At 38.9% G+C, this 13,576-nt stretch carries 14 protein-coding genes; 2 read left to right on the top strand and 12 right to left on the bottom strand.

Features of this window, described 5'->3' with window-relative positions; genetic code table 11:
* Positions 1-154: 154 nt before the first annotated feature.
* Both PBAT_RS23555 and PBAT_RS23550 read right to left on the bottom strand, forming a co-directional pair.
* On the bottom strand, positions 155-3,352 hold the full coding sequence (locus PBAT_RS23555) for a bifunctional cytochrome P450/NADPH--P450 reductase (protein ID WP_246168232.1): 3,198 nt from the start codon (positions 3,350-3,352) through the stop codon (positions 155-157).
* Positions 3,353-3,482: 130 nt separating this feature from the next.
* Positions 3,483-4,226: an SDR family NAD(P)-dependent oxidoreductase gene (locus PBAT_RS23550; protein WP_068653096.1), complete on the bottom strand. Its 744-nt coding sequence runs from the start codon at positions 4,224-4,226 to the stop codon at positions 3,483-3,485.
* 171 nt (positions 4,227-4,397) lie between these two features.
* Between PBAT_RS23550 and PBAT_RS23545 the strand changes: the two genes are divergently transcribed.
* Positions 4,398-5,303: a LysR family transcriptional regulator gene (locus PBAT_RS23545; protein ID WP_068653095.1), complete on the top strand. Its 906-nt coding sequence runs from the start codon at positions 4,398-4,400 to the stop codon at positions 5,301-5,303.
* 71 nt (positions 5,304-5,374) lie between these two features.
* Here the strand turns inward: PBAT_RS23545 and PBAT_RS23540 are convergent, their stop codons facing one another.
* From PBAT_RS23540 to PBAT_RS23505, 8 genes are all read right to left on the bottom strand, one after another.
* Complete coding sequence (locus PBAT_RS23540) at positions 5,375-5,587, bottom strand: hypothetical protein (RefSeq protein WP_068653094.1); 213 nt, start codon at positions 5,585-5,587, stop codon at positions 5,375-5,377.
* 31 nt (positions 5,588-5,618) lie between these two features.
* Entirely contained in the window at positions 5,619-5,873 is a 255-nt protein-coding gene (locus tag PBAT_RS23535) for a hypothetical protein (protein ID WP_068653093.1), read from the bottom strand.
* Positions 5,874-6,012: 139 nt separating this feature from the next.
* Positions 6,013-6,993, bottom strand: a complete 981-nt coding sequence (locus PBAT_RS23530; protein WP_068653092.1) for a hypothetical protein — start codon at positions 6,991-6,993, stop codon at positions 6,013-6,015.
* Positions 6,983-7,507 (bottom strand): sigma-70 family RNA polymerase sigma factor, encoded by a 525-nt coding sequence (locus PBAT_RS23525; protein WP_068653091.1) that lies wholly within the window; start codon positions 7,505-7,507, stop codon positions 6,983-6,985. Before PBAT_RS23525 ends, PBAT_RS23530 begins: the two co-directional genes overlap by 11 nt.
* Positions 7,508-7,706: 199 nt before the next feature.
* Positions 7,707-8,195: a DUF6843 domain-containing protein gene (locus PBAT_RS23520; protein WP_149466329.1), complete on the bottom strand. Its 489-nt coding sequence runs from the start codon at positions 8,193-8,195 to the stop codon at positions 7,707-7,709.
* 162 nt (positions 8,196-8,357) lie between these two features.
* On the bottom strand, positions 8,358-8,537 hold the full coding sequence (locus tag PBAT_RS23515; protein ID WP_068653089.1) for a hypothetical protein: 180 nt from the start codon (positions 8,535-8,537) through the stop codon (positions 8,358-8,360).
* An 88-nt stretch (positions 8,538-8,625) separates the two neighbouring features.
* Complete coding sequence (locus tag PBAT_RS23510) at positions 8,626-9,129, bottom strand: ferritin (protein WP_068653088.1); 504 nt, start codon at positions 9,127-9,129, stop codon at positions 8,626-8,628.
* A 291-nt stretch (positions 9,130-9,420) separates the two neighbouring features.
* A complete protein-coding gene (locus tag PBAT_RS23505) occupies positions 9,421-10,296 on the bottom strand; it encodes a LysR substrate-binding domain-containing protein (protein WP_068653087.1) in 876 nt (291 codons plus the stop codon).
* A 138-nt stretch (positions 10,297-10,434) separates the two neighbouring features.
* On the opposite strand from PBAT_RS23505, the gene PBAT_RS23500 reads away from it, so the two are divergent.
* Positions 10,435-11,583, top strand: coding sequence for an MFS transporter (locus PBAT_RS23500; RefSeq protein ID WP_248912457.1), 1,149 nt, complete (start codon positions 10,435-10,437; stop codon positions 11,581-11,583).
* Positions 11,584-11,744: 161 nt separating this feature from the next.
* Here PBAT_RS23500 and PBAT_RS23495 read toward each other — a convergent pair whose 3' ends face one another.
* Positions 11,745-12,425, bottom strand: a complete 681-nt coding sequence (locus tag PBAT_RS23495; RefSeq protein ID WP_068653085.1) for an ABC transporter ATP-binding protein — start codon at positions 12,423-12,425, stop codon at positions 11,745-11,747.
* Positions 12,422-13,540, bottom strand: coding sequence for an ABC transporter permease (locus PBAT_RS23490; RefSeq protein WP_068653084.1), 1,119 nt, complete (start codon positions 13,538-13,540; stop codon positions 12,422-12,424). The genes PBAT_RS23495 and PBAT_RS23490 overlap by 4 nt, the downstream gene beginning before the upstream one ends.
* Positions 13,541-13,576 lie beyond the last annotated feature (36 nt).

Below are 13,576 nucleotides of genomic sequence, written 5' to 3'. Positions count from 1 at the left end.
AAATCAGGACGAACAAAAGGGCCAATAATGGATATTTTTATCAGTCCATCTATGAATCGAAATACGAATGTATATGAAGTGGAATTAAAAAAAGATGAGTAACACAGCGCGTAGTAAATATGCTGTATTACTCATCTAATCTATCTAATCTGCATCATACACGCGACCATACATCTTTACCGTAACGACCTTCTTTTTGAAGTTGATTCAACCACTCTTTGGCGTCTTCTTCACTTGTTCCTTGATCTTGCTGATACGCTTCTACTAATGTTTGCTCTACATCTGGAGCCATTTTACTACCGTCCCCGCATACGTACAACATGCCTCCACCTTTCAACAAACTTATCATTTCAGTTGAATCCTGCTTCAGTAAGTGTTGCACATAGGTCTTGGATGTTCCTTCCTTGCGTGAGAAGGCAGTATGAAGTGTGACCACACCTTCTTTTTCAAATTGTTCAAGTTCTTCGCGGTAGATGAAGTCGGTATCATTCCTACAGCCGAAATAGAGATGTGCCTCGCCTATTGTTTGTCCTTCATCCTTCAAAGACTTACGAGTCTGAAGGAAACCGCGGAATGGAGCTACACCTGTTCCCGGACCTACCATTATGATCGGTGTTTGCGGATCTTCAGGAAGTTCAAATCCAGAATCAGGTGTACGTACGAACATAATAATGTCATCCCCAGGCGTACGTGCAGCTAAGTAATTAGATGCAACTCCACGGTATTCACCTAGACCACTCCAAGCGGGCCCCGTTACGACACCTACAGTAACTGAAGCAAGTTCAGGGTTAACTTGTGGAGAGCTAGATATCGAATAATATCTAGGTTTAAGTGGTGGCAACAGCTCTAGGAATCGCTCAAATGGCATTTCACATGCTTCATATTTCTCAAGGAGATCAATCATGGTGATACGTTTCATTAATACTTCTTCCTTATAAGTTCCTTCTTCTAACAAAGCTTCCAATTCACGTTTATGTGGTGGACAACTGGTGTATGAAGCAAGTTCTCGTAATTGCGCTCTAGACGCTGGTTCCTGTACCTCAACACTGTGACTCAATAGCTCATATAGACTAACTGGACGATCAAGCGGAAGATGTGCAGCGCTACGTCCGCTTGCTGATAAGATCACTTGATCACTGCGACTCAATCCGAATCGTTGCAAGATTCGATTAACATTTACAGTACCATTACTAGGTAACACGCCAAGATGATCCCCTTCTTGATACGTAACCCCTTCTGGTAATGTTATTTCGATATGTCGTGTATGTCGGTCGCTGTCTGTTGATTGAAGCTCACGATTCTCTATAACAGTAGCGTGAACAGCATCGTAGGTTTGGGCTAGCGGAGCACCTGCAATTCCACTTACGAACTGAACATTAAGCGAATTGCGTTCCGTCTCAACTTTGTGGTCGAATTTCAAATCAAATGCTTTCATCAGATCAGTCCACATGCGTCCTCGCCATTCTTCAATATTTAATTCGAAGTCACCACTAGCATCACCTTCACCCCGTTCAGAGAACCTTGTGGCCCCTTTGAGAGAAAGTTGTTCATCAATATATCTTGGCACATCCTGATACGTACTAGCCCAAGTGCGATCTCCACACCCAAATACGGCATAATTCACACCTTGAAAAGTACCTTCTTCTACCTCCTTTAACCATTGGACGAATTCTCGCGCATTGCTTGCAGGTTTACCATTATAAGAAGCGGCGATGATTAATACCGCACCTTCTGTTGGTAATTTACCTATTCGAGAGTTAAGGGAAGCAACCTCACATCTCACACCGTACAGTCTCACAATATCTGCTAATTCGCGTGCAATGCTTTCGGCTGTACCTAGATTTGATCCATACAGCACTAATAGCGGTTGATCATTAACCCCTATAATCGAGGCAGTTTGTCCTTGATCCTTTTTCACATCAGCTGTAGAGACATCTGACTTGGATGTATTGTTTAAAGTAGTCTCAGCCTTAACCTGCTCACGAGGGCGAACCTGAATTTCAAAATGATCAGGTTTCAGCGTCAATGTTTCCTTCACTTTGAGATTATAGTTCGAGTAATCTATGAATTCAAAATGCTTCAGAAGCATGCCTAGTACTAATATCGCTTCATGTAACGCGAACTGTTGGCCAATACATGCCCGTTGACCGTTACCGAACGGTTTATAAGCATTAATCGGTACCTTACTTTGATCTTCAAATCGCTCTGGACGGAACTCTTCCACGTCTTCCCCCCAGGCAGTTGTATCACGATGGAGCTTAGGGATAAGTACATTAACACTATCCCCTTTCTTCAAAGGATATTTACCTCCCAGGAGCGTGTCCTCCTTCGCATAGAGAGAAAATGCTGGAGCTGTTGGCCATAAGCGTAATGATTCACTCAGAATCATACGAATGTACTTCAGATCAAGTACCTGTTTATACGTAGGCGTTGAATCTGTTAGAACGCTGTCTACTTCTGCATAAGCTTTTTTCAACTTGTCTGGATTCTTCAAAAGATAGTATATAGCAAAAGAAAGTAACCCACTTGTCGTCTCATGACCGGCAATTAAGAACGTGATCATTTGGTAACGAATATTCTCGTCATCTAATCCTTCACCCGTCTCGGGATCTTTACTCGTTAACATACGAGATAGGAGATCTTCTGTTTCTTCATCACCACTAGATTTACGTTCAGCAATAATCTTGTCTACTAAGGAGAATAATGTATCTTTATCCTTTTTGAACTGGCGTTTCGTCATGATCATCAATTTATCTTGAATCTCAAAACGTGTAAGTTGTGCCATCGCTTCATCCAGAGCTCGGACCATACTCACAATAAATGGATGAGGCTCATCACGATAGAAGCTATTAAATCGATAATTGAATCCGCATAAACCAATGGTATCTAGCGTAAGACGGGTCATATCTTCAGGAACATTAACATGCTCATCTGGATTAAGACGCATCCATTTCTGAACAAGTTGTACGGCTATATCTACCATCATACCGTGGTAACCTTGCATCGCTCTCTGACTGAAGCTCGGTATCAGAATATTATGTGCCTTGTGCCAATTGGGTTCATTTGTCTCACTCGTGAATAATCCATCACCAGTGAAAGCTTGAACTTTCTGCAATGGAGCCCATACGCGTTTATCAAATCTAGATTCATCGCATACCTCAGCCACTAATTCCTCACTTGAAATATAGACATTACTATTCCCACCAGGTAATACGTTCCTAAAAATAGGACCAAGTTCATATGAAAGCTTCGTTAGTGATTGAATGGGCTCATCTATATTAATTAAGGGGAGATTACCTAGTGGACCGTATGTTTTCGGTTGGGGTATTTCGTATTCCTTGTTATTATCCAAATCGTTGTCCTCCCATTCTTTATATCATTGATATCTTAGGATTAGCCTATGAGAATAAGACTATGCACAATTACTAACGTACACAGCGTTCAATTATGAATAGCATTTTATAGAAACAACGCAATTTAACTCAGACTGCCGTATAACCGCCATCCACAAGTAAACTTGTCCCCGTAATGAAAGATGCATCGTCGCTAGCAAGGAACAACACCGCTTTGGCAACCTCTTCTGGTTGACCCAGACGCCCCATTGGATGGAGTCCAACAAGATGCTCCGTAACGGCTTCAGTTCTACCTTTAATCAGCGGAGTATCAATGTATCCAGGACACACCGCATTAACACGAATTCCTTGAGAAGCGTAGTCGGCACTCAGAGACTGTGTCAATAACTTAACGCCACCTTTAGCAGAAGCATAGGCCGTAACTCCCGCTTTACCTACATGACTATGAATAGAACCACAGTTCACAATAGCTCCTCCGGTACCTTGAGCAATCATTTGTGTAATGGCATATTTACAGCTTAGGAATACGCCGGTCAAGTTAATATCAATCGTTCTTTTCCAATTCTCAAATAGCAACTGATCCGCAGGTCCATCTTGGGCAATACCTGCATTTGCATATAATATATCTAATTTCCCAAACTTCTGTACTGTTTGATCAACCATTCGGATGATCTCTTGCTCATTCGTTACGTCTGTCTTGATAAATAGCGTATCAAACCCTTGACTATTCAGCTCATCCGACACGGTTTGTCCGCGATCTGAGAAGTCAGCTATGACCACTTTAGCACCTTCTGCTGCAAATAAACGCACTGTAGCTTCACCAATACCACTTGCTCCACCTGTTACAATGGCTACTTTGGATTCGAATTTCATGATATAACGCTCCTTTGGTATCTATAATATTATTTTCTATAGCATGCTCTATTTAATTAACCATTACTTTATCGTTCCTTATTTCTATGGTATCATCGTGGTTGATTAATAAAAATTTAAACATTCTTAACTTTACTTAATAAATATTAAAACAAAGGATTGATCTTGTTCATGCATATCGAGAAGCTTGAGTATTTGGTGGAAGTCGCTAAGACTGGTTCTATTACGCAAGCTGCACACAATTTAAATGTGACCATATCAGCGCTAAGCCAATCCATTACTAGTCTTGAAAAGGAATGGGGCGTACATATACTCAAACGTTCCAGGAGTGGCGCAATCCCAACTGCCGAGGGTAAAGTAATTATTAAGAAAGCGTACGAACTGCTAGACAAGTACGAGGAATTAAAAGAAGTTGCGATGGGTTACTCTAATACGATTAAAGGTCAATTACGGTTAGCTACGATTCCCGGTCCTATGTTTTTTTTAGAAAAAGTCGTCATGGATTTCAAGCATCAATACCCGGATGTGAAGTTGGAGATTGTAGAGCAAGGATCCCAAGATATTATCAACGATATACTAAATGACAAAAGTGACTTAGGATTTATCATTTTATTTAGGGATCGCCTGATCGAACATACAGGGCTCTCCTTCGAACGACTACTTAAGGTGAAGATGGTTGCAGCAACCAGTATGAATTCTTCATTAGCATTTAACAAATCCATTACACCAGAAGAATTAAGACAACAAACCGTGGTCTTATACAATGACGATTATGTTAAATGGTTCATGGATGATTTTCAAAAGAAACATGGTTCTGTCGATGTGATCTATACAACAAATAACCGTGAGTTGATTAGTAGAGCATGTATTCATTATTCTGCCGTAACCGTCGGCCTAAATTACTCCTTTATGACAGAGCCATTATTCGGTTCCACAGAATCGGTTATTCTTGATTTCGATATGCCTGAACCAAGCCCTGTATATCTAGGCATCATTCAGCGAAAAGATACACACCCTCATAATATCTCTAAGCATTTTCTTGAACGGTTAAAGCATGATATATCTAAAATTAAATAAATAAAAAAATGGAGTGTACGTTGAATACAACGCATCACTCCATTTTTTCCAGTGTTAACATATGCTATTTATTACTTGTTATCATCTTTTTGAACTACGCGTACTGGACGAACTACCGCATTATCACGTTTCATCGGTTTTACACTATTAATCGGATTATCAAAGTCTATTTTTTCAGGTGTAACATCTTCTACAGATTTCTGATTCTTATCCGTAGCATATCTTTTAACACGATCAGCTCCACCATTATGTTTCCCTTTGTTCCATACCGTACCTTTACTCATCTTAACACTCCATTTCTAGACTTCTAATTAATTATACTAGTTCATTCCACCAAGGAATCATTTCATACACACATAATCCATCGTACTCTCCGACTATGTTCATATCTTTCATTTCTTCAGCCGTATAGCCGTTTACCTTCAGAGCTAATTCAACATGGTAAATTTTCTTTGATAAGTTAGATACAAATACAAAACAGTCTTCGTAGCTTTGAGCATCCACTACGAGTAAGTTAGCTGGGATCCCAGTGAGTACAACAACTGCATTTAGGGCCAGTTCTTCTGTCAAGATGATATTCCCCTTTTATGCCTATTTATATTTAACTACCTCAATTAATATCTACAGACGCACTATCAGAATTCTATACGAATATTGCATTTCAAACAAGGTTTTTATCTAGTTCTTCACAATTTCATTTGTTTAAGCATTATTTAGATATGTTATGTGTATTTAATGCATCCCAGATTTTCTTAAAAATTCCGCTATCTATTGTAAAATACACATCTGCACTTCCATAACGAATGTACCCATCTTTCAGAAGCACCATACTTACCTTAGAACCATCATTCAATTGAATAATCATTTGTCTGTAATTCTCATCATTTCTGAAATCACCAAGCTTCTCTTCAACACTTTCGCGTGAATACGGGATGGCATGATTCAGTGCTTCAGCAAAGTCCTTTAACAAATCCATATCTTCGATAGGGAAAAATCGTTCAACACTATAGTCCCAATCACTATGAATTCTGTATTTAGCATTGTGAATATTTCCATTTATATTTAATTTACCGAACATATCTTCACCAGAAGCAATAGTTATTCCATTGAGGCATTCATAGTATTCTGAAAATACTTCACCACCAATTTCCGTGTACGACATGATTCGAAAATCCTTATCATAACCTTTCACAGCATACACATCAGTTTCTCCAATATTTGAAGTGAACTCCGTAGCATATTTATCTTGCTTGCTCCACTCGTCAATACCACCTTTTGTGGTTCCGAGCTTCACACCCAACATATTTCTAGCCATTGTAGGATCCATTTCTGTCGCTGTTTGCGTGTAAATTTTACCGTTGTATACAATAAGACCAACCATATCGACTTTTATATTCCCAGAAACCTCTGGTAGTACGAATGCTGGTATTGTGATTCCTTCATCCTTAACTACAATGGAAGTATTACCGTTTGAAGATGTTGGAATCTGTTCCTTTTGTAAGTAATCCTTATACACACCATAGCCACCAAACACTATAATTATGCTCGCTACAAGCATGAGGGCTTTTGACCAATTACGTGTCTTGTGCGGCATTTCTAATTTGGCTTTCTGAACCCCCATCTTACTTCTTTCATGAAGTTCATTTGGAATTTCGATCTTATCCATTTCCTGCTTTATATTATTGCTCATAAAAGGTATCTCCTTTCCATTCTTTTCTGAGTTTTTTCAAAGCTCGATATAATACCGTTTTTGCAGTTCCCAATGGAATATCTAGCGTCTCTGCAACCTCTTTAATGGTAACGTCATGATAAAACCTTAAGATCACAACACTTTTTTCATCTTCATCTAACATTTCAATCAGCTCTTGAACCGTCACTTCCAAATCAATGTCTTCATTAGTATCTTCCGAAATCAGCTCCATCAAGACGGGTTTCATTTGAACAACATTCTTTCGTTTTCGGAGCAAATCGATTGAACAGCTTATCGCAATCCTCAATAACCATGTCTTAAAGTACTTTATTTCTTTTAAATTTTTGACTGATTTGAATGACCGGTAGGCTGTTTCTTGAACCACGTCGAGCGCATCATTTTGATTTTTGACATACATAAATGCCGTTCTATAAATATCACTTTCATATTCCTGAAATAATGCTAAGAATGCCTTATCATCGCCTTTTCTAGCCTTCTCAATTAATCGTATGATGTTACCCGCCTCCTTTAGTTGTTCACTGTATATCTATTAGACGTTCAAGATTATGTATTTGGCTTTACTTATTAATTATTGGCTTATATTAAATCTGAATATTGATTGTAGATGGAAAGAAAACCGCCTTCTAGAGAAGGCGGTAAATTGCAATACTGTATCCGTTAAACCGCAACTGAACATCATAGTCGATAATCAATCATCTTCTCGATCCATTACTCCTAAAGTTCTCACCACATACCGAACGTGTAACTTCTATTTTTGTGTAGTGTGTCTCTTCTCCTTGTTCATTCTGATATCCTCCTGTTCCCATAACGTTTACACATAATGAATCAATCTTCGTTCGATCGCCTTTGTGGTTCACATAATAATATTGGTCAATAACCGAGCCATAGTCATACATGGAAGTAGATGTGCGATACATACCACTCTTGTCCACGGGAATCACGTCATATTTCCCTTCTCTTTGAAGCTGTGGAGAATTCTTTACGTTGTAAATAACCTGGATTACTCCCTCATAATCGTCAGGTATCAAATAGAGATCATATGTGCCTCTATTGTATTCTGATGAACAGCCAACCACGACGATCATTATGATCAGCAGAAACATTTGTTTCATCGTTGACACTTCTTTCTTAATTTGGTTGTAATAAACGAGAAATTCGGATGCTTTATTAACATTTTTCATACTTTTATATAACGGAATAAGGTCAATGAATGTTGCAAATACCTACGCCACGTAATATCGCATCCCCGTTCATGGTTTTGGCATTTCAGCATATCCAATATACAAACAAATGAGTAAGACAAAGTGCCTTACCTCTTTGTCTTACTCATTTGTTTACTAGCTTTAGACTGAAGAATTGCTCATGAACTGAACGACTCCAATTACCACTAAAAAGACTACAAAAACAATTATAAAGCCTATTACAAACCTTAAACCACTAGAAAATTTCGACTTTTGTTGGAGCTGACCCTCAACTTTTGCCAAGCGCTCCTTTAGTTCTTGTAATTCTTTATCGCTATTCATTGAATCACCTCCTGAATATTAAAAAAGATGAGAATAACAAAGAGCTAATAGCCTTTTGTCATTCTCATCCTCGTACTCATCTGATATATTATTCTGCTGGCGGTGTGAATGAACGAGAAGCGAATTCTGCATCTAACATGTAGAATGCGTTACTGTCTTTTTCAATACGTTTCAGCTTCTGAATGATGTTATCGAATAGAGATTCTTCTTCAACCTGTTCATCAATGAACCATTTCAAGAAGTATATTGTTGCATGTTCACGTTCGTCCGTTGCTAAGTCAGCAAGCGCATAGAATTTCTTAGTGTTCTGCTGCTCATGTGCATAACCATGTTCGAATACATCCAACATAGAAGCATACTCATTCTTAGGTTCTGGTAAAGCTTCTAGCGTCGCACGTTGTCGACGGTCGTTAAGGAACTTGTATATTTTCATTGCATGAAACCGTTCTTCTTCAGCTTGAACCGTGAAGAAATTTGCAAATCCATCAAGACTTTCACCCGAGCAATATGCAGCCATAGCTAAGTAGACATGAGCAGAATAAAATTCAAAATTCATCTGTGTATTTAGAGCTTTCGCTAATCCATCATTCATTGAACAAGTCACCTCAGCTTCTTATAATTTGTGATCATGGGAAAAAGTAATATCATCATGCCTTTGCATCAGTACCATCTATACTGAAGGAAAAGATCACCATGTCCTATCCATCGTAACATGGTATCTATTTCATCGGCAAGTATTCATTCATGGCCAATCTGAGTCCCCTTTATTATAAACCGCTCTTTATAAATAAATTCTATTTCAGCTGATGTCTCAGACCTTTCTTAGACCAACATCATTCCTAAATAAGAACCTTGATCCATGATAGACCTCTACCTCCGTCATTTACTTGCTAAAAAAGGTTTCCATCCTTTGTAGAAATGCTTTCGCTGCTTGGCTTAAATATTTATCATTACGATAAAACATTTCTAACTTTCTTGTAGGAGATTGACGGATCGGGATTGCGCGAATTCCGAGTGATTGGAAACTTTCAATCAATTGGCTGGGTTGAATCGTAGCTCCAATGCCTTCTTTTACAAGTTGAAACAGTGACGCAACGGATCCTGTCTCCATACGTGTATCGATAGAAATGCCTTGATTAGTACACCAAATATCAATCAAATCACGTCCATAGAATCCTTTAGGATACATCACTAATGGCAGATGTGCTAAATCCTCCGATATAACAATATCTTTGCCTGCCAAATCATGTTCTTCATTTACATAAAGACTATACGACTCTGTATAAAAAGGTATCCGATCTAATCGATGATCTGGTTGAATCTCTAACCCAACACCAATATCAACTTCATTATCTATCACATTATTTACAATATCCATGGATGGTATGACTTGAACTTTCGTATGTGGAAATTCCTTGTGGAAGTCTATTAGTAATGAGGTTAATCGATAATCAAGGTCAGATGGAAGCACCGCAACACGTAAATGACCCGTATTTAGATTCGTTAGATCAGCAATGGCATTCTTCGCGTTGTCTAATTGTTGAATAACTTGTATAGCGTGATGCTCCAGTAGCTTACCCGCTTCAGTCTGGAACGTCTTTTTACCAATCCGATCGAACAGAGGAACACCTAACTCATCTTCTAATACTCGAATCTGTTGACTTAGGGTAGGCTGTGAAATGCCCAATTTGAATGCTGCTTCTGAAAAATGTAGTTCACTACATAATACGAGAAAATATTGCAATTGCCTGATTTCCATACGACACCCTCCCTCAACTATAGTCTTAGACTATGGTTAACATAGAAATAGTAGAATTGATCTATCATAAGTGTAAGTTTACAATGAATGCTATGATAAAGAAAGAAGGTGCTTCATTTGCGATTTGTTTACCTCATGATGATTATATGTTTAGTGTCGTTGAATTTAAGGCCATCCATTACTTCTGTGGGTCCCTTGCTCGATATCATCCAGACCAGTCTAGGAATGAGCGGATTGACAGCTAGCCTAATAACGACGCTACCGGTGTTATGTATGGGTCTATTCGCCATTGCATCCATCACATTAAACAACCGTTTAGGAATCGAGAAATCTTTACTTCTAGCCATGTCGTTCATATTTACGGCCACCTTACTCCGTATGGTTGTCCAAGATAGTATTGTTTTGCTTATTACAGCTTTGATATCAGGAATAGGTATAGGAATAGCCGGACCCTTAATTTCAGGATTTATTAAAAAATACTTCCCTGAAAAACCTGGTCTAACAGGTATCTATTCCGTATCTATGGTAATTGGTGCAGCAATAGCATCTAGTTTTTCAATTCCCTTATTCCATAGGATGAATGATTCTTGGCAACAATCACTCAGTTTCTGGAGCGTATTAGCTATTCCTGCTGCATTATTCCTACTCCCACTTCTTAAAAAAAGTGGACCTAATCCAAATCCCATAGCTATTTCATCATTATTTATTAAAAATAAACGTGTCAATCTTTTCATGTTGTTTTTCGCATGCATGGCTGCCATCTTTTATTCTATAACCGCTTGGTTGGCGCCCATTGTACAATCAACAGGCTTAAGCCATGCTCAATCTGGTAATATTCTCACCTTATTTACAGTAATTCAAATTCCTATAAGTTTATCTATTCCTATGATTGTAGGTAGAACAGGAAATCGAAAACTGTGGTTAATATTATGTAGTCTATCTGAAATCATAGGCATTCTCTTGTTATTATTTCACTTCTCCCCATGGCTAGCTACGATATTCCTGGGTATTGGGGCTGGCGGACTTTTCCCATTAGCAATACTCATGCCCATCCAAGAAGCTAGAAGTACAACAGAAGCAATATCATGGTCTGCAATCGTGCAATTCGGAGGATATTTGCTCGCATCCCTTGGTCCTGCATTCATCGGGCTAACGGTAGATCTATTCGATAATTTCATCCCTGCGTTGATCGTACTCGTGGTTATTATATGTATTATGACGATCACTATCTTAAAAATAGGAAACAAAGCAGAACAAATTGAACAAATTTCTAAAGAGAACAGCTAAAAAATAACCCGAACCTTAGCTTCGACTTGTTGAATATGGTGTGCATCATGATGTGTAAAAAGGTTGATCCTAAGACATTTTGAAATTATTACAATAAAAAATAGATAAGCCCATATCGATGGGCTTATCTATTATAATCAAGTTCAATTTACCAAGATGTCTTATCTCTCTAGAAGAATACCATCCTGTAAATAAAGTACGCGATCACACCATTCCAACATGCGTTCGTCATGCGTAACCATGACAGCTGCTTTTCCTTCTCGCTTCACTTCGTCAGCTAACATTTGCACAACTTCTTTACCCCGTTTGAAATCAAGACTAGCTGTTGGTTCATCTGCGAATAGAATCGCCGGATTGTTCATCCATGCTCTCGCAATGGCAACACGTTGCTTCTCTCCACCCGATAACTTCTCAGGATAATGATTCCGACGTTCCCATATGCCTAGTCGTTTCAATAAATAAGCTGAGCGTTTCTTAGATTCACTGGAACTCAGTTTCGCAATTTTGGCTACAAATAGCAGCTGTTCTTCCACCTTTAAATATGGAAGCAATTGCGCATTTTGAAACATAAACCCTATTTTATGCAAACGGAATTCTGTAAGCTCTGCCTTATTCTTATCGGCAATCGATTCACCATCGATAAGAATTTCACCGTTAGTTGGACTCAAGAGCGCTCCAGCCGTTGACAGAAATGTGCTTTTACCCGATCCCGATGGTCCTAGCACAGCAACAAATTCCCCTTCATTAACTTGGAAATCTAATTTATTTAATACAGACAGTGTTGAATCACCGTCTCCGTAGGTTTTGGTCACTTGTTTCATTACTAATTTAGCTGTTGTCATGCTCCAACCCTCCCAATCGCTTCTAACGCATCAACTTTGGCTACCTTTAATACTGAGATAAGGGAACCAATCAAAGACATACCTACAAATAATGAACTCGTTAGTATAAGCGTAGGTGTGTTCAATTGGAATGGCATAGACTCTGGAAGAATCATTTTCATTCCCCCGATCATCAATAGACTTACTACAAGACTTGAGACGGATAGTAGTAATACCTGTCCAAGAACACTCCATGCTAAGTAAGAAGTCTTCGTGCCCATTGCTTTTAAGATACCGAACTGACTTGTTTTCTGAATCGTAATAACGTAGAAGAAGACAGCTAGAACAACCGCAGAAATAACAAATAAGAAAGCAATCATCATCAGAAGCGAACCCTGTTCCTCGGAGTAACCTGGGATACTTGCAATGGCTTCTTTTTGTGTAATAACATCTACGCCTTTAAGTCCTTCTTGTAAGCTTGTCGCTTGGTCAGAAGTCGCATGAACCGCAATGAGATTAAAAGAAGCAGGATGATCAGTAGCACCCTTCTGGCTTACACCCGTCGTCAATTCCTGCCAGTCATGAGCATTTATATATACCACAGGTGTGTGACTATAGGAGTTATCCTCTACAAAGCCAGCAACTTTCAAAGTCATTCCTGTCTGCTGATCGCTAATAACACTTCCAATCTTGATGCCCGACTCTTCCAACTTTCGATCGACAATGACACTGCCTACCGTATCATTTGAAATTTCAGCACCTTGTACAACCTTAGGTGCTATTGGACCTGCCATATCAACTGCAAAGAAAGTTACATCGGCCTTCACATCAAGATCAGTTGCCGTAATTGTACTCATTTGCATACTCAGAGGCGTAGCATTTTCATTGCCTACAATCGCACGAACATCTTTCAGATTCGAATCATTAAGCTGTGAACGTCTGAACTTATGTTCCGCATCCCCCTGAACAACGTAATAATTCGTAGGCATATTTTCAATTGCTGATATGTTGGCATAAGCTAAACCCTTAGCTAAACCTGTTACGAATAAAACAAGAAACGAAACCAACAACATAATGACCATTATAAGCGCGTATCTAGCTTTCGAATGGCGTAGCTCTCTCATTGCTAAAAACATGTAATCACTCCTTCTAAACTCTATAGGTTCAGTTTA

The organism is Paenibacillus antarcticus, from assembly GCF_001637225.1.
In the GTDB taxonomy this organism is placed as follows: domain Bacteria; phylum Bacillota; class Bacilli; order Paenibacillales; family Paenibacillaceae; genus Paenibacillus_AQ; species Paenibacillus_AQ antarcticus.
This window is presented reverse-complemented; position numbering and strand designations above follow the sequence as displayed.